This window comes from Actinomadura madurae (assembly GCF_900115095.1).
Lineage (GTDB): Bacteria > Actinomycetota > Actinomycetes > Streptosporangiales > Streptosporangiaceae > Spirillospora > Spirillospora madurae.
This window is the reverse complement of sequence record NZ_FOVH01000001.1, coordinates 756,897-773,073: the sequence shown is the minus strand read 5'-3', so window position 1 is coordinate 773,073 and position 16,177 is coordinate 756,897. Positions and strand designations below refer to the sequence as shown.

At 73.1% G+C, this 16,177-nt stretch carries 18 protein-coding genes and 1 pseudogene; 7 read left to right on the top strand and 12 right to left on the bottom strand.

Features of this window, described 5'->3' with window-relative positions; all coding sequences use genetic code 11:
* Positions 1-31: 31 nt before the first annotated feature.
* The 8 genes from bar to BM339_RS03650 all read right to left on the bottom strand — a co-directional run bounded on the left by bar (position 32) and on the right by BM339_RS03650 (position 7,767).
* Entirely contained in the window at positions 32-1,138 is a 1,107-nt protein-coding gene (gene bar / locus BM339_RS03685) for a barbiturase (protein ID WP_075019882.1), read from the bottom strand.
* Between the two features lie 11 nt (positions 1,139-1,149).
* Positions 1,150-2,142 (bottom strand): carbamate kinase, encoded by a 993-nt coding sequence (locus BM339_RS03680; RefSeq protein WP_075019881.1) that lies wholly within the window; start codon positions 2,140-2,142, stop codon positions 1,150-1,152.
* A gap of 84 nt (positions 2,143-2,226) precedes the next feature.
* Positions 2,227-3,387 carry a pyridoxal phosphate-dependent aminotransferase gene (locus BM339_RS03675; RefSeq protein WP_075019880.1) on the bottom strand — a complete coding sequence of 387 codons (1,161 nt, stop codon included), beginning with the start codon at positions 3,385-3,387 and terminating at the stop codon, positions 2,227-2,229.
* Between the two features lie 28 nt (positions 3,388-3,415).
* A complete protein-coding gene (locus BM339_RS03670) occupies positions 3,416-4,021 on the bottom strand; it encodes a response regulator transcription factor (RefSeq protein ID WP_021595142.1) in 606 nt (201 codons plus the stop codon).
* On the bottom strand, positions 4,018-5,256 hold the full coding sequence (locus BM339_RS03665) for a sensor histidine kinase (protein WP_075019879.1): 1,239 nt from the start codon (positions 5,254-5,256) through the stop codon (positions 4,018-4,020). Before BM339_RS03665 ends, BM339_RS03670 begins: the two co-directional genes overlap by 4 nt.
* 41 nt (positions 5,257-5,297) lie before the next feature.
* Positions 5,298-6,092 carry an ABC transporter permease gene (locus BM339_RS03660; RefSeq protein ID WP_021595140.1) on the bottom strand — a complete coding sequence of 265 codons (795 nt, stop codon included), beginning with the start codon at positions 6,090-6,092 and terminating at the stop codon, positions 5,298-5,300.
* The gene (locus BM339_RS03655) at positions 6,089-7,018 is read right to left on the bottom strand and encodes an ABC transporter ATP-binding protein (protein ID WP_021595139.1); all 930 of its coding nucleotides are present in this window, start codon (positions 7,016-7,018) and stop codon (positions 6,089-6,091) included. The genes BM339_RS03660 and BM339_RS03655 overlap by 4 nt, the downstream gene beginning before the upstream one ends.
* Positions 7,019-7,122: 104 nt before the next feature.
* Positions 7,123-7,767 carry an NAD(P)-dependent oxidoreductase gene (locus BM339_RS03650; protein ID WP_021595138.1) on the bottom strand — a complete coding sequence of 215 codons (645 nt, stop codon included), beginning with the start codon at positions 7,765-7,767 and terminating at the stop codon, positions 7,123-7,125.
* A gap of 78 nt (positions 7,768-7,845) precedes the next feature.
* On the opposite strand from BM339_RS03650, the gene BM339_RS03645 reads away from it, so the two are divergent.
* Complete coding sequence (locus tag BM339_RS03645; RefSeq protein WP_021595137.1) at positions 7,846-8,421, top strand: TetR/AcrR family transcriptional regulator; 576 nt, start codon at positions 7,846-7,848, stop codon at positions 8,419-8,421.
* 151 nt (positions 8,422-8,572) lie between these two features.
* On the opposite strand, the gene BM339_RS03640 is transcribed toward BM339_RS03645, so the two are convergent.
* Entirely contained in the window at positions 8,573-9,973 is a 1,401-nt protein-coding gene (locus BM339_RS03640) for an acyl-CoA synthetase (protein ID WP_075019878.1), read from the bottom strand.
* A 62-nt stretch (positions 9,974-10,035) separates the two neighbouring features.
* On the opposite strand from BM339_RS03640, the gene BM339_RS03635 reads away from it, so the two are divergent.
* Positions 10,036-10,647 carry a uridine kinase family protein gene (locus BM339_RS03635; protein WP_218163558.1) on the top strand — a complete coding sequence of 204 codons (612 nt, stop codon included), beginning with the start codon at positions 10,036-10,038 and terminating at the stop codon, positions 10,645-10,647.
* Here the strand turns inward: BM339_RS03635 and BM339_RS03630 are convergent.
* Both BM339_RS03630 and BM339_RS03625 read right to left on the bottom strand, forming a co-directional pair.
* Complete coding sequence (locus tag BM339_RS03630) at positions 10,610-11,038, bottom strand: hypothetical protein (RefSeq protein ID WP_218163557.1); 429 nt, start codon at positions 11,036-11,038, stop codon at positions 10,610-10,612. The genes BM339_RS03635 and BM339_RS03630 overlap by 38 nt on opposite strands.
* Before the next feature lie 67 nt (positions 11,039-11,105).
* Complete coding sequence (locus tag BM339_RS03625) at positions 11,106-11,609, bottom strand: MarR family winged helix-turn-helix transcriptional regulator (RefSeq protein WP_075019875.1); 504 nt, start codon at positions 11,607-11,609, stop codon at positions 11,106-11,108.
* On the opposite strand from BM339_RS03625, the pseudogene BM339_RS51135 reads away from it, so the two are divergent.
* The 5 genes and pseudogenes from BM339_RS51135 to BM339_RS03600 all read left to right on the top strand — a co-directional run.
* Positions 11,571-11,720, top strand: a pseudogene (locus BM339_RS51135) (MFS transporter); the annotation flags it as partial. The gene BM339_RS03625 and the pseudogene BM339_RS51135 overlap by 39 nt on opposite strands.
* Positions 11,721-11,829: 109 nt before the next feature.
* Positions 11,830-12,024, top strand: a complete 195-nt coding sequence (locus tag BM339_RS51130) for a hypothetical protein (protein ID WP_075019874.1) — start codon at positions 11,830-11,832, stop codon at positions 12,022-12,024.
* Positions 12,025-12,123: 99 nt separating this feature from the next.
* Positions 12,124-12,726, top strand: a complete 603-nt coding sequence (locus tag BM339_RS03610; protein WP_075019873.1) for a hypothetical protein — start codon at positions 12,124-12,126, stop codon at positions 12,724-12,726.
* A gap of 211 nt (positions 12,727-12,937) precedes the next feature.
* A complete protein-coding gene (locus BM339_RS03605) occupies positions 12,938-14,173 on the top strand; it encodes a YcaO-like family protein (RefSeq protein WP_083597223.1) in 1,236 nt (411 codons plus the stop codon).
* 8 nt (positions 14,174-14,181) lie between these two features.
* Positions 14,182-15,594 carry a TfuA-like protein gene (locus tag BM339_RS03600; protein WP_075019871.1) on the top strand — a complete coding sequence of 471 codons (1,413 nt, stop codon included), beginning with the start codon at positions 14,182-14,184 and terminating at the stop codon, positions 15,592-15,594.
* Here BM339_RS03600 and BM339_RS50580 read toward each other — a convergent pair.
* Entirely contained in the window at positions 15,569-16,168 is a 600-nt protein-coding gene (locus BM339_RS50580; protein ID WP_218163555.1) for a phospholipase D-like domain-containing protein, read from the bottom strand. The two genes, BM339_RS03600 and BM339_RS50580, sit on opposite strands and share 26 nt — an antisense overlap.
* Between the last annotated feature and the right edge of the window lie 9 nt (positions 16,169-16,177).

Here is a 16,177-nt window from a genome sequence, read left to right as displayed (position 1 = left end):
GATACTCTCCGTTTCTCCGGCGCTCGACGGCTCAGCCCAGATCGGCGATGGCGGCGACGGTGCCGCCGCCGGACGGGCCCTGGTGGACGGCCGCGACCGACACGAACACCGCCGGGTCGCCGGTGACGGACGCGGCGACGCCGCCGACGCACGCCTTGATCTGCCGGTGCCAGTGCACGTCGGAGTCGTCCAGCATGATGTTGCGGCGCCCCCGGACCGAGCCGCCCGGGTCGGCCTCGCACTTGATGAACACGTTGACGAGCCGGTCGCCGAGGTCGGACGTGCGGGGCCGGTCGGGCAGGCCGAGGCCCGTCGAGGCGATCGCGTCCCAGATGCCGTCGGCGTCGAGGGCGTCCTTCATCACACCGTGCCCGGCCCGGTACCGGCCGCCGATGCCGCGCACGTTCCCGACGACGACGATCTGCGCCCGGTCCAGCTCCACCCCGGACGAGCAGGACGCCACCGACGAGTACAGCGACAGGTCCTTGTGGATCTGCTCCGCGGACGGCGTCTCGATCTCGCCGAGCGCGACGGCGATGCCGAGCGCGGTCGTGGAGTTGGAGATGTCCATCGACTTCAGCGTGTCCTCGGTGACGACGTCGCGGCCGCGCGCCTTGGCGTCGTTGATCGTGTCGAGGGTGAGCAGCGGCGTCTTGGTCTGGACGTAGTGGACGTCGGCCGGGTCGTCGATCCCCGCGATCTTCATGGCCTCGCGGACGCCGGCCGCGACCGTCTCGACCATCGCGGGGCGCCCGATGTCCTCGGGCAGGATGACCTCGCTCATCGCGACGCCGACCGACAGCCGGGGCTCGTCGGTGCGCGGCGCGGCCGCGGGGTCGGTGGTCGCGAAGACGGTGGCGTGCGGGCTGAGGACCCCGTCGGTCCCGCCGGACCACACGAGCGGAACGCGGGCCACCTCGTCCGCCGTGCGGGTGCCCCTGGCGAGGAGCACCTCGCGGAACGCCCGGTCGGCCAGCAGCCGCGTGTAGTCGTTCACGCCGCCGTTGCCCTCGGTCTTGCCGACGACGGCGAGGACGCGGTCGGCCTCCAGCACGCCGTCGTCGATCAGCCGGGCCAGCCCGGACGCGTCGGTCACGCTCTCGATGGGGATCTTGCGGACTTCGATCGGATCGGGCACGTCATCGCTCCTCAGCTGCTCTGCTCATCGGTCTCTACCCCGGGGCGGGCCTCGATGATCGTCCCGGCCTTGCCGTGCGCGGCGTCGCCGAGCCGCGGCAGCGAGGCGATCGCCGCGCGCCGCCCGCCCGCCGCGACGAACCGCCGCACCGCCTCGACCTTCGGGCCCATGCTGCCGCCGGCGAAGTGCCCGGCGGCGGCGAGCTCCGCCAGCTCCGCGGCGGTCGTGCGGTGCAGGGGGCGGGCGTCCGGCGTCCCGAAGCCGGCCATCGCGTTCTCCACGTCGGTGGCGATCACCAGCGTGGTGGCGCCGAGGCGGCGCGCCAGCAGCTGCGCCGCCAGGTCCTTGTCGACGACGGCCTCGACGCCGCGCAGCGTCCCGTCCGCCCGTACCACCGGCGCTCCCCCGCCGCCCGCGGCGACGACGACGTGCCCGGCGTCGAGCAGGGCCGCCGCGGCGGGCGCGTCCAGGATCTCCAGCGGCTCGGGCGAGGCGACGACGCGCCGCCAGCCCCGGTCCCCGAACCGCTTCCACGCCTCGCCGCGCGCCATGGCCCGGTGCGCCTCCTCCTCGGGGAAGTACCGCCCGATCGGCTTGGCGGGGGCGGTGAACCCGGGGTCGGAGGCGTCCACGAGCGTCCGCGTGACGACCGTGGACACCGGGCGGGCGGCGCCGCGCGCGGCGAGGGCCCGCTCCAGCGCGTTCATGATCATCACGCCGACGGTGGCCTGGGTCTGCGCGCCGCACCAGTCCAGCGGGACGGGCGGCACCACGCCCGCCGCGAGCTGGTTCTTGATCAGCAGGTTGCCGACCTGCGGCCCGTTCCCGTGCGTGAGCGCGACCCGCGCGCCCGCCGCCACCAGGTCGGCCACCGGGTCCATCGCGGCCTCGATCGCCGCCGCCTGCGCGTCCGGCGCGGCGCTGCCGTCCGGCGCGGTCATCGCGTTGCCGCCGAGCGCGATCAGGATCCGCTCGCCGTTGAGCGTCCCGCCGTTCCACGTCACGGACGGACGCTAACCCGCCTGGAGTGCGGCGCTCACGGGCGAAATCCGCCCAGCGGGCGCCGGTTCTTCGGCAGATTCCGACAGTCAGCGCAGCCGGGCGAGGCGCTCGACGGCCTCGTCGATGACCTCGTCCTTCTTGCAGAACGCGAAGCGGACGAAGTGGGCGCCCGCGTCGGCGTGGTCGTAGAACACCTGCGTCGGGATGGCGACGACGCCGGCCTTCTCCGGCAGGGCGCGGGCCAGTTCCATGCCGTCGGTGAAGCCGAGCGGGCGGATGTCGGCCTGGACGAAGTACGTGCCCTGCGGGCGGTAGGCGGTGAACCCGGCCGTCTCGAGTCCGGCGATGAGGCGGTCCCGCTTGGCCTGGAGCGACTTGCGCAGCTCCTCCGCCCACGGGATCTCGTTGCGCAGCGCGTACGCGGCGGCCCGCTGGTAGGGGGCGCTGACCGCGTAGGTGAGGAACTGCTTCACCGTCTGGACGGCCCGGATGTACGGCGCGGGCGCCGTCACCCAGCCGGTCTTCCATCCGGTGACGGAGAACGACTTGCCCGCGGACGACACCGACACCGTCCGCTCGCGCATGCCGTCGAGCGTCGCCAGGGGGATGTGCTCGGTCTCGTCGAACGTCAGGTACTCGTACACCTCGTCGGTGATCGCGACGAGGTCGTGCTCGCGGCAGACGTCCGCGATGGCCTCCAGCTCGGCGCGCGTGAACACGGTCCCGGCGGGGTTGTGCGGCGAGTTCACCAGGATCGCCCGGGTGCGGGGGCCGACGGCGGCGCGCAGCTCGTCGGGGTCGAAGGTGAAGCGGCCCTCGACCGGGCGCAGCATGACGGGCCGGCGCGCGGCCCCGGCGAGCGCGATCACGGCCGCGTACGAGTCGTAGTACGGCTCGAACACGATGACCTCACCGGAGCCCACCAGGGAGAGCACCGAGGCCGCGATGCCCTCGGTCGCCCCCACGGTCACGAACACCTCGGTCGCCGGGTCGTACTCCAGCCCGTACCGCTCCAGCCGCTGCGCCGCCACCGCCTCCCGCAGCTCCGGCAGTCCCGGCCCGGGCGGGTACTGGTTGCCCCCCGACCGGATCGCCTCCACCGCCGCGTCCAGCATCGCCGCCGGGCCCGAGGTGTCGGGGAACCCCTGGCCCAGATTGATGGACCCCGTCCGGACGGCGAGCGCCGACATCTCAGCGAAGATCGTCTCACCGAAACCCTGCATGCGCTCGACCAGTGGCTCACTCACGCCACAAGGTTAAGGCCCGGCGGGGCGGTCAGATCCAGCCCATCTCCTTCGCGGCGCGGGCGGCGGCGGCGCGGGTGGGCTCGCCGAGCTTGGCCATGGCGGAGGAGAGGTAGTTGCGGACGGTGCCCTCGGACAGGTGCAGCCGGGCGGCGATGCGGGCGGTCTCGGCGCCGGTGCCGGTGAGGCGGAGGATCTCGCGCTCGCGCTCGGTGAGCGGGTTGTCGCCGGCGGCCATGGCGCCCGCGGCGAGCTCGGCGTCCAGGTAGCGCCCGCCCGCGTGGATCTTGCGGATGGCGGTGGCGAGCTCCTGCGTGGGGGCGTCCTTGGCGACGAAGCCGCGGACCCCGGCGGCCATGGCGCGGCGCAGGTAGCCGGGGCGGCCGAAGCTCGTGAGGATGCAGACCGCGCAGCGGGCGCCGGACGCGTGCAGCTCCTCGGCGACGGTGAGCCCGTCCGCGCCGGGCATCTCGATGTCGAGGACGGCCACGTCGGGGTCGTGCGCGCCGACGGCGGCGGCGACCTCGTCGCCGCGGCCGGCCTCCGCGACGACCTCCAGGTCGGGTTCGAGGCCGAGCAGGGCGGCGACGGCGCCGCGGATGAGGTGCTCGTCGTCGGCGAGCAGGATCCGGATCACGCGGGCCTCCCCGCCGGGACGTCCGCGCCGCCGGCTCCGGCGTCCTCCCGCGGGAGCGGGACGGCGGCGCGCAGCAGGAACCCGTCGCGGCCGTGCCGGCCGGCCGTGATCTCGCCGCCGAGCACGGCGACGCGCTCGGTGAGCCCGGTCAGCCCGGAGCCCGCCTCGGCCCCGGCGCCGCGGACGCCGTCGTTGCGCACCTCCATCACCACGGAGCCACCGTAGAGGGTGAGCGTGATCGCGCAGTTCCGGGCCTCGCTGTGCTTGATCACGTTGGTGGCGCCCTCGCGGATGACCCAGGCGAGCACCGAGCGGACCTCGGGCGGCAGCCCGCCCGGCAGGTCGCCGATGTCGCAGCGGACCCCGGCGGCCTCCAGGACGGCCCGCACGCCGGCGATCTCGGCGTCCAGCTCGACGGCCCGGTAGCCGCGGACGGCGGCGCGGACCTCGCGGAGCGCCTCCCGGGCCGCGCGCTGGACGTCGGCCATCTCGGCGCCGGCGCGGTCGGGGTCGGTGCGCGCCGTCCGGATCGCGAGCTCGCTCTTCACCGCGATGAGGGACAGGCTGTGGCCGAGCAGGTCGTGCAGGTCGCGGGAGAAGCGGAGCCGCTCTTCGGTCACCGCGAGCCGGGCGAGGGCGTCGCGGGCGGCGTGGGCCTCCTGGTGCAGGTCCCACATGCGCCGCTGGTACCGGTTGACGAACACGACGGCCCCGCAGGTCGCGGTGTAGATGGCGAACAGGGCCGGGAAGAGCGCGTACCAGGGGGCGTCATCGTCGGGAAAGAGGTGGCCCGCCGCGGCCGTGGCCACCGCGGCGACGTACGCCCCGGTGCCCGCGCACAGCGCGCCGAGGCGCCGGCGGTTGATCGGGGACAGCGCCACGGCGGAGAGCCAGAAGGCGGGGATGGCGCTGAACAGCGGGCTGGTGTACAGCATCAGGCTCAGCGCGCCGGCGACGGCGCCGCTCGCCACGATGTCCCGCGCCGGCGCGGTGCCCTCCAGCCCCGCCCGGACGAGCCGCGCGTAGTACCAGGTGAGCAGGGCCAGTCCCGCGACCGCCGCGGCGATGACGGGCACGCCCGCCTTACCGTCGGTGTAGGCGTCCTCGAGCCCGATCAGGCCGGGCAGGACGAAGCCGGCCGCGGCGAGCATGAACGAGCGGTACGTCACCCGCCGGTACCGTTCCAGCCTGCGGGCGGCCTGCTCCTCGATGTCCGCGGTGGTCGCGACCGTCATGTCCTTGTTCCTCCCGGCATCGCACTGTATTCGGTGGCGGCTCAGGCGTGCCGCGGCTCCCAGCGGAACCAGCGGGTGGCCAGGACACGGCCCAGGGCGGCCCAGAAGAGCAGGACGAGGAAGGGCCGCACGCAGGTGAGCCAGCCCTCGCCGAGGCCGACGGACGGGTGGTCGGCCCGGTGCACGAAGTCCTGGCCGAAGTAGCCGGTCCGGACGATCTCCACCACCGGGCTGAGCGGGACGAGCCGGCAGATCTGCTGCCCCCACTCGGGCAGGCTCCCCAGCGGGAACATGACCCCGCCGCCGAGCATGCAGCCGAACATGATCGGCAGGACGGTCAGCTGCGCCAGCTCGGCGTTCGGGGTGATCCCGGACACCGCGAACGCCAGCGTCGCGAACACCGCGACGCCGCCCGCGAGCCCGGCCAGCACCAGGACGGGGTCGGCGGGCATCCGGCCGCCCATCCCGGCCGCCAGCACGGCCACCAGCGCCACGGCCTGGACGGCGTACATCGCGGTCGCGGTGAGGACGCTGCCGCCGGTGATCTCCGCGTCCGAGAGCGCGGTGCCGCGCAGCCGCTTGAGGGTGCGGTCCTCGCGGCGGGCGGTGAACACGGTGACCAGGTTCATGAAGACGGCGAAGACGAGGAAGAACCCGAGGTGGCCGGTGCCCTGCAGCAGGGCCCCGTCCACTCCGTCGATCTCCTCGCCCTTCGCGGGGACGAGCAGGGCGGCGAACAGGATCGGCAGGCCGAACACGGTGAACAGGCCGGTCCGGTTGCGCCAGAGCAGGGTCAGGTCGAGGCGGGCGACGCTGAGCACGGCGGAGGGCTTCATCGGGCGGCTCCTTCGGCGGTGCGGAGGAAGACGTCTTCGAGGGAGGCGCTGCGGGCCGTCAGGCCGTCCAGCGGGACGTCCCGCTCGTCGGCCCAGCGCAGCAGCGCGTAGAGGCCGGCCTGGAGCCCGGCCGCGTCGACGGTGTAGGACGCGACGGCGCGGCCCCGGTCGACGGAGATGTCGGCGCGGACGCCGTGCAGGGCGGGCAGCTCGGCGACCTGGAGCCGCTCGGGCATCTGGAAGGCGATGCGGTCGCCGTGCCCGGCGACGACGCCGGCGACGGTTCCGGACGCCTCGATCCGGCCGCGGTGCAGGATCGCGAGCCGGTCGGCGAGGTGCTCGGCCTCCTCCAGGTAGTGCGTGGTGAGCAGGACGGCTGTCCCGCCGGCCACCACGTCCCGGACGATGCGCCAGGTCTCCTGCCGGGCCTCGGGGTCCATGCCGCTCGTCGGCTCGTCCAGGAAGAGGACGGCGGGGCGGCCGAGCAGGGCCAGCGCGAGGTCGAGGCGGCGCTTCTGCCCGCCGGACAGCTGCCGGACCCGCACGGCGGCCTTCTCGGCGAGCCCGGCCATGGCGACGGCCTCGTCGCGGTCCCGCGGGGCGGGGGTGAAGGCGCGCCAGTGCTCGACGGTCTCGGCGACGGTGAGGTCGGCGAAGAAGCCGCCGTCCTGCAGCATGATGCCGATGCGGGGGCGGACCCTGCGGCGTTCCCGGTGCGGGTCGTGGCCGAGGACCCGGACCGTGCCCTCGTGGGCGGCCCGGTGCCCCTCCAGTGTTTCGAGGGTGGTGGTCTTACCGGCGCCGTTCGTGCCGAGCAGCGCGAACAGCTCGCCGGCGGCGACGTCGAAGGAGATCCCGGCGACGGCCTCGAAGTCCCCGTACCGCTGCCGGAGCCCGTCGACGCGGATGGCTGGGTGCGTTTCCATGCCGACAGCGTCGCGGCCGTGCCGGGGGCGCCGGTAGGAGCGCGTGTCACCGGTTCCGGCGGCGCCTGTCAGCCGTTCGGCATGACGGATGTCATGCGCGAAGGTCAGCCGCCCGCGACGCTGACCACGTGCCCGATGGCGGCCCGGTCGCCCGCCACGTCGAGCAGGGCGGCGGCGAGGTCCCGGCGGGCGATGGAGAGGCCGCCCAGGACGTTGCGGTCGGTGGCCCGGCGGTAGCGGCCGGCGCCGGGGCCGTCGGTGAGCCGCGGCGGCCGGACGATCGTCCAGTCGAGGCCGGAGGCGCGGGTGAGGTCCTCGGCGGCGCGCATGTCGGCGAAGGCGTGCTCGAGGAGCCGCCCCAGGACGAGCGGTTTCACCACGAACCGGGTGAGCGGGTCGTCGCCGGGCCCGGCGTGCAGCCCGGACGCGCTGACGAGCAGGAACCGCTCCGTCCCGGCGGCCCGCATGGCCGCGATGATGGCGCGGGCGCTGTCCGCGCAGACGCTCGTCGGCCGCCGGCCGTCGCGGGTGCCGATGGCGGTGACGACGGCGTCGCGCCCCTTGACCGCCTCCTCGATCGCGGCGGCGTCCATGACGTCGGCCTGGACGACCTCGGCGCAGGCGCGCACCTCGGAGGGCAGCCCGGCCGGGTCGCGGACGACGGCGGTCACCTCGTGCCCGGCGTCCAGCGCCCGCCGGGCGAGCTGGACGCCGGTACCGCCGGTCGCCCCGAAGACCGTGAGCCTCATCGCGTCGCTCCTAGGGTGAGTGAGTATTTACTAACCTATACTCTGGTAAGCGTTCACTCACCTGTCAAGGGGGCCTCATTGAGCGCGCGGGAGCGGATCCTGGACGCCGCGGCGGACATCATGCGGCGGCACGGGGTCGCGCGCGCCACCACCAAGGAGATCGCGAAGGCCGCCGGCTACTCCGAGGCGCTGCTGTACAAGCACTTCCGCGACAAGGAGGAGCTGATACTGCACGTCCTGAAGGACCGCATGCCGGCGTTCACCTCGATGGGCGTCCCCGGCGAGGGCACGGTGGAGTCGAACCTGGTCGCGGTCGTCCACGGCGGGCTGCGCTTCTACCGGCGGGCGTTCCCGATGATGGCGTCGATGGTGGCGCAGCGCCGCCTGATGGAGGCGACGCGGGACTCCCTGCGCAAGTACGGCGCGGGCCCGCAGGAGCCGGTGCACGCTCTCACCCGGTACCTGGACGCCGAGCGCGACCTCGGCCGGGTCGCGGCCGGCGCCGACACGCGGGCCGTGGCGGCGCTGGTGATGGGCGCCTGCTTCCAGCAGGGGTTCCTGCACTACTTCACGGAAGGCGAGACCGGCCCGGACCTGCCGGAGTCGTTCGCCCGCGCCCTGGTCCGCCCCGTCCTCCCGGTCCTGCTGCCCTAGGGGGCGATCGTCGCCAGGCCCTGCGAGGGCCGGTGGCGCGTGTCACAACACCGAACGGTCACAAGGGCCCGGTCGGCCGTTTCACCCTTGAGCCCTTCACCGGCTGACCGTGCGGGCCGCCCGCGGCCGGTCGGGCGAGCCCGTCGACGATCTAGGGGGTGATCTCGGGGAGGCGGGACTTGACGACCTTGCCCATGGCGTTGCGGGGCAGGGTGCCGACCAGGTGGACGACGCGTGGCCGCTTGTGCACCGACAGGCGCTCGGCGACGAAGTCGATGAGCTGCCTCTCGCCGAGCCCGTCGGCGACGACGTAGGCGGTGACCTGCTCGCCGAGGTCGTCGTGCGGGGTGCCGACGACGGCCGCCTCCCGGACGGCGGGATGCGCGAGCAGCGCGTTCTCGATCTCGCCCGCGCCGATCCGGTAGCCGCCGCTCTTGATGAGGTCGGTGGAGGCGCGGCCCACGATCCGGTGCCAGCCGTCCGGGCCGATCGTGGCGATGTCGCCGGTGCGGAACCAGCCGTCCGGCGCGAACGACTCCGCGGTGGCCTCGGGCCGGTTGAGGTAGCCCTTGAACAGCAGCGGCGCGCGGACGTGCAGCTCGCCGGGCGTCTCCCCGTCCGGCGGGACGGGCGAGCCGTCCTCGGCGGCCAGGCGGGTCTCGACGCCGGGCAGTGGGGTGCCGACGTAACCGGGGCGCCGGTCGCCGCCGGCGCGCGCGCTGATCGTGATGAGGGTCTCCGTCATGCCGTAGCGCTCGACCGGACGGTGCCCGGTGAGTTCGGACAGCCGCTCGAAGACGGGCACCGGAAGGGGGGCGCTGCCGGAGACGAGCAGCCGGGCTCCGCGGAGGGCCTCGGCGGTGGACGGGTCGGCCACCGTCCGCGACCAGACGGTGGGGACGCCGAAGAACAGGCTGCCGCCGTCGTCCTTCGCCGCCGCCGCGTACAGCTCGGGCTTGGGGCGTCCGGTGTGGACGAGCGGCGACCCGACCCGCAGGGCACCGAGGACGCCGAGGACGAGGCCGTGCACGTGGAACAGGGGCAGCCCGTGGACGAGCACGTCATCGGGCGTCCAGTCCCAGGCCTCGGCGAGGGCGTCCAGCCCGGCGGCGATCGCGCTCCGCGAGATCAGCACGCCCTTCGGCGCGCCCGTCGTCCCGCTCGTGTACAGGATCAGCGCGGTGGCGTCGGCGGGCACCTCGCCCTGGACGCTCCCGCGGTGCGGCAGCGCGTCGACCGGGACGAGGGGCGGCTCCCCGTCGGCGCGTTCCGCGCCCCCGGCGGCCAGGAGCAGGCTCGCGCCGGAGTCGCCCAGGATGTGGGCGCGCTCGGCGGGCCCGGAGTCGGGCGGCAGCGGCACCACCGGCACGCCCGCGAGGATGCCACCGGCGACCGCGGCGACGGTCTCCAGGGACGCCGTGGCGTGCACGGCCACCGCGTCCGCGCCCTGGATCTCCCCGGCGACGGCGGACGCCCGGCCGAGCAGCTCGTCCCGTGGCAGTTCCCGTCCGGCGACCCGGACCGGGCCGCCCGTCCCGCCGAGCAGGTCCATGTACTCGCCCTCTCCTTCTCGTCCGGCCACCTGGAAGTATGCCGTCCGTGCCGGAATCCGCCATGACCTACCCCGCGCTGGCCGCGCGGCTGCGCGCGCTGCCGCCGTCGTGCGGGCCGGTGCGGATCGTCGCGGTGGACGGCCCGAGCGGCGCGGGGAAGTCGACGTTCACCGACCATCTGGCCGAGGTCCTCCCCAGCTCGCCGGTCGTGCGGTCGGATGATTTCCGCGTGCCGTGGGACGCGGACCCTCTCACCTGGTGGCGTCCCCTGCGCGACACGGTGCTCGGCCCGCTGCGGGACGGCCGCCCCGCGCTCCTGCGCCGCTACGACTGGCACCGCGACCGCTACGGCCCCGAGGAGGAGATCCCGCCCGCTCCGGTCGTGGTCATCGAGGGCGTCGGCGCGGCCTGGGCCGAGTCACCCGCCGCCTACCGCGTCTGGATCGACGCCCCCCACGACCTGCGCCGCGCCCGCGCCCTCGACCGCGACGGCCCCGAGTACGCCGATGACTGGGACGCGTGGGCCGTCCGCGAGCGCTCCCACTTCACCGCCGACGGCACCCGCGCCCGCTGCGACCTCCTCGTGGACGGCACCACCTTCACCCGGCACCGCTTCGAAGCCGATGCCGGCGGGCCTAGAACGTCGCCGGCGGATAGCCGCAGGCGGCCTTGAGCGTCTCGTTGTTGATGTAGATGCCCCCGCCCGTGACGAAATCGCCGTACTTGGCCGACTTGGTGCCCGCGGGAAGGGCGCTCAGGGTGTCGGCGATCTTGTCGATCTCGGCGGCGACCTTTCTGGACTCGGCCGGGCCGTCCTTGTCGAGCCGCCGCCCCACCCTGCGGATCTTGGCCGCGGCGTCGCGGAAGAACGCGGCGTCGGCGGCGGAGAGGGCCTTGTAGTCGCCAAAGAGGGTGCCCGGGGGCGCGGCCATCTTCGCGTGCACCGCGTCCAGCTCGTCGAAGAGGACGCCGCACGGGTCGATCCTCTCGTTCAGACCGCACCCGGCGGTGGTCAACAAGGCGCCTAAGAGAACGGCGGAACCGGCGATCCTGGTCGCGGACATCGGCGAGGTACATCCCTTCGGTGGCGTTCGATCACCACTTCGATGCGGCGGTCCCGGAGCCGGTTCCTCAACGCCGGCCGTCCTGGTGGCGGGGGTGCCGGGGGTCGACGTTGGCGGTCAGGGTGCCGAGGAGGCCGGGCAGCTCCGCGACGGTCTCGGCGGGCAGGCCGGCCACGGTCTCCTCCGCCAGCGCGCACCACAGCTCCTTGACACGGCCGGCCAGCGCCGTGCCGCCGCCGGTGAGCTCGACGACGCTCGCGCGCCTGTCGGACGGGGCGGGGGTGCGGCGGATGTGGCCGGCGGCCTCGAGCTTGCGGGTCATGAGCGTGACGCTCGGCGGCTCGATGCCGAGCGCCTCGCTGAGCTCGGCCTGGATCATCGGGCCCGTCCGGGCCGGTTCGAGCAGCAGCGCCTCCTGGCCGGGATGCAGGCCGAGCGGGGCCGGCAGCGCCGCCGCCCTGGCCCGGTGGCGCAGGCTCAGGAGGCGGATGGCCTGGTGGTGAACGGCTACCTGCTCACCTTCGCCGGCTTCATGCTGCCGGGAGACCGCGCGGCCGACCTGTTCGGCCATCGCCGGACGCTGGTCGCCGGGCTGCTCCTGTTCTCCGCCGCCAGCCTGGCCGGCGGCCTGGCGACCGCGCCGGAGGTCCTGGTGGCGGCCCGCGTCGCGCAGGGCACGGGAGCCGCGCTGCTGGCCCCGGCGACGCTGGCCGTCGTCAACACCGCCTTCACCCACCCGCGCGCGAGCACGGGCGTTCGGCGCGTGGTCCGCCGCGGGCGGGGTCGGCGGGATGGCCGGCGCGGTCGCGGGCGGCGCCCTCACCGCCGGCCTGTCGTGGCGGTGGGTCTTCCTGATCAACGTGCCGATCGGCGCGGTGCTGATCACGGCTGGGCGTCCGCGCCCGTCGCCGGACCGGCCACGGCGGGCCTGGCCCTGCTCGCCGGCGCGCTCCGGGCCGGCCTCGGCCAGACACCCGCGGCCGTGACGTTCATGGTGGTCGCGCGCTTCACCGCCGCCCTCCTCCCGCGCACGGGCGTGCGCCGGCCGCCACCGCCTCGGATGTGAGATCGTCTAGTTCTGGACGATGTGGCGTGCCGAGGTGGTCGCGATGCAGGACTCCTCCGATGCTCCTCCGGCCGATGCCGCCTACCTCCTGCGACTGGAGGGGGCACGGCCCTTGACACTGACTCTTGTTCTGACCTGTGGACCCTTCGCCGCCTTCGGCGGGGTCCAGCTGGTGCGCGCCCTCCTCGGCTCGGGTTCGGGCGTCTACGGATGGCTCGCGCTGACGCTCTTCCCGCTGCTCTGCATCGCGCCGGCGGTGGCGCTCGTCCGGCGCTCCGACCGCGAGCAACGCCGCGCCGTACCCGGCGGGGTCATCCTGGCCGTCGAAGAGACCGGCCTCTACCTGGGCGAAGCACCCGCCCGCCGCATCCCCTGGTCGGCGATCGCCGAACTGGTCGTGTTCCGCCAAGCGATATCCGACGCCGCCAACGCCCCCACACTGGTCGTCGTACCGCGAAAGTCCGGCCTGGCATCCGTCCCCGCCGAACGCCGCCCGCACGACCCGCGCGAGTGGGGCACTCCTGTAGACCTCCACCTACGAGAACCCAAGCTGCGGAAACTCACCACCGCAGTGCACCAGTACGCCCCGGAAATAAACATCTGGGACGCCGGCCTTATCTAGCACTTCTCCGGACCCCGCGGGAATGAAGCCGGATTGAAACTGGTCGATGCTACGTTCCGGGCTACTCGGACTCCTACGGAGGTGACTCCCAATGTTCACTCTGAACATCCCCGAAGGTGCGGAGCTGCTCGACGAGCTCGGTGAGGTCGACGACAACAGGCCCGTGTGCTTGATGACCTTCAACTACTGCCCTGTCACTGACTGACGGGACATGGCCGCCGCGCACGGCATGGCACCGCCGCCGCGCGGCGGCCATGGCGTCCATTCCAGTGAGGCTCCCATGGCCGGTCCGGCCGAAATCGACGAATACAAGGTCTGCTTCGACGGAACACATCGCGCACGGCTCCCCGAGGACACCCTGCGAGCGTTGGAGCCGATCCTCGACCAAGTCGGCATCACTCGGATCGCCGACGTCACCTGGTTGGACGAGATCGGGATTCCCGTCTATCAAGCGATCAGGCCGGACTCGTGGTCCCTGTGCGTGTCACAGGGCAAAGGGCTGACCGGCGACCTGGCGAAAGTGTCGGCCGTGATGGAGTCGATCGAGCTGTGGCATGCGGAGCGGATGCCGGCCGGCCAGGTCCTCGCATCCCCGCGCGAACTCGCGTCCGAACTCGGATATCCGGTCGAGGAGCTTCCGCTCGCCCGCCGAAGCGCACTCGGCCCCGACATGCAGATCGAATGGTCGCAGGCGACGGAGATCGGCACCGGTGAGCGGACGTGGCTGCCCAGCGACCTGCTGAACATGGACGGCCGGACCGGGTCCCGGTGGTGCATGCCCTTGTTCGAGAAATCGACGAACGGTCTGGCGAGCGGCAACACGCTGACCGAGGCCTTGCTCCATGGCCTCTACGAGGTCGTTGAGCGCGATGCGCTGGCCGGTGCAGGCGCCGGGACCGGTGCCTCTGTGCTCGCGCTGGACAGCGTGGCCGGTCCGGCCGAGGAACTGATCGACCAGCTGCGGCGGGCCGGCGTCGACGTGCGGGTCGCGCTCCTCCCGTCGCCCGTCGGGCTTCCGTGCTTCCAGGCCAAGATCTGGAGCGACGGCCTTCCGATCGTCTTCAGCGGTGCGGGATGCCATCTCGATCGCGACGTCGCCCTGTGCCGCGCTCTCACCGAGGCGGCCCAGTCGCGCCTGACCATGATCTCTGGGACGCGGGACGACATGACCGAGTCGGAGTACCACCGGGCGGAGGGCGTGGTGTCCGGACGCCTCAGCCCGCCTGACTTCGCGGCTCTGGCCGACGGCACGCGGATGGTCGCCCACTCGGACGTCCCCACCGTGCAGCAGCCCGACCTGGTCGAAGATCTGCGCATGACCGCCGACCGTGTGAAGGCCGTGACCGGCCGGGAGCCGCTCTACGTCGACCACACGCGACCAGAGCCGGGTGTGTCGGTGGTGCATGTGGTCTGCCCGGGGATGCGGTTCGACCCTCGGCACAGCTGAGAGGACATATGCGGTACCTGTTCGCCGGGCCGACCCTGCCGGACGTCCGTGATCTCGTCGATGGGAACGCCGTCCGGCTCCTGCCTCCGGTCGCCGCCGGCGATCTGCTCGGCCTGCCACTGGCGGAGGGCGATGTCGTCGGCGTCATCGACGGATACTTCCATCAGCGAATGGCGGTGCGGCACAAGGAGATCTTCGCGGCCCTGGCCGGCGGGGTGCGCGTGCTGGGCGCGAGCAGCATCGGCGCGTTGCGCGCCGCCGAAATGGATCGCTACGGAATGGAGGGTGTCGGCCAGATCTATGCCGACTATCGAGCCGGGCTCGTTGTCGGTGACGACGAAGTGGCACTGCTTCATGGGCCCGCCGAGGCCGGCTACCCCGCTTTCTCCCAGCCTCTGGTCAACATCCGCGCCACGCTGGCGGCAGCGGCACGTGAGGCCGTGATCGAAGAAGATGAAGGTGACAGGCTGATCGGCGTCCTGGCCGCCATGCCCTACCAACGGCGCGATTATGAAGTCCTCGGTAACCTGGCCGGAGAACTCGGCATCGAGCGGAAAAAGGGCGCTGCACTCGTCGCCTTCTGCCGGGAACGCGCCGTCGACCTCAAACGCCGCGACGCCCTGCTCCTGCTGGACAGGCTGAACGAGCCGCCCGAACAGGTCACCCCCAGGCCCCGGCTCAGCCGGACGCAAATGCTGGCCAACTGGGAACTCGCCGCCGGCAGGACGTCGCCTCACGATGGCGGCACCCGGACGGGCCATGCGTCCTCGCTCCGTGTCTGCCAGTTGTTCGCCCAGGACTACCCGGAGTTCCATCGACGGCTCGCCTTCACCATGATCACGGACGAATGTGCCGGGGAATGCCCGGAATATCGCGAGGACAGCCCAGGGCCGCGGGCAGTGGTGGCCCATGGGCGGCATCGCCGCTTCTACACGGAGAGCCCGCACCGGCGGGACCTCGACTTCCTGACGCGGTGGACGACCGAGAACGAGCGGTCGACGCGGACGCAGGAGGAACTCCTTGCCACCTTCATCGTCCGCAGCTTCCGCGTGGGGGCGGTGGCGACGCCCCGGGCGGCGGCTCTGCGGGCACTGGAGACGTCGCCGGCCCTTGACCGGGCCGGCGCGATCATCGAGGCCGCCGCCCAGATGGAAGCCACGCTCCAAGGGAAGAACTCCGGCTACGACAGGTCCAAACTGATGGACGAGCGGATCCTTCACTGGTTCTCGGAGCGCTGGCAGGTCGAGCCCGAGAATGCCGAGTTCGCCGCCATGGACCGTGGCTTCGCGTCCCTTGATGCGTTCTTGGAAGCCGCCAAGCCCTTCTACCTTCTGGCCAAGTACAACGAGGACCTCGTGGACTTCACCGTCTCGCCGTACGAGCACGATCGGCGGGTCACAGGAAGCGGCGGAGGGGGGTGATGGACAGTTCCTTCGCCCGTTGCGTCAGGGAGCGCCGCGCCCAGCGCGCGTGCTCGACGCGTTCGCTGCGGGCCAGGTCCGCGTCGAAGTGCTCGTCGAGGGTCGCGGTCAGGGTCGGGTCGACCACGGCGAGCATGACCTCCTCGTCGTGGTCGAGGGACCGCCGGTTGAAGTTCGTCGACCCGATGAGGGAGACCAGCCCGTCCATGGTGATGATCTTGGTGTGCAGCATCGAGGGCTGGAACTGGTGGATGCGCGCGCCGCAGTCCAGGAGGTCCTCGTAGTGCCGCTGGCTCGCCAGGCGGCTCACGCGCTTGTCGGCGTGCGGGCCCGGCAGGAGCAGCTCCACCTCGACGCCCCGCCGGATGGTCTCGCACAGCAGGCCGATGAAGTAGGCGTCAGGGGCGAAGTAGGCGGAGGCCAGCCTCAGCCGCCGCTCGGCCAGCTGGAGCACGGTTCGGAAGAGGGTCTGCATGTCCTGCCATCCGAAGCTCGCCGATCCCCGGACGACCTGCACCACGGCGTCGCCGGCCGGCTCGTGGCGGGTGAAGCGGTCGCGGTCGTCGAACAGCACGTCGTGGCA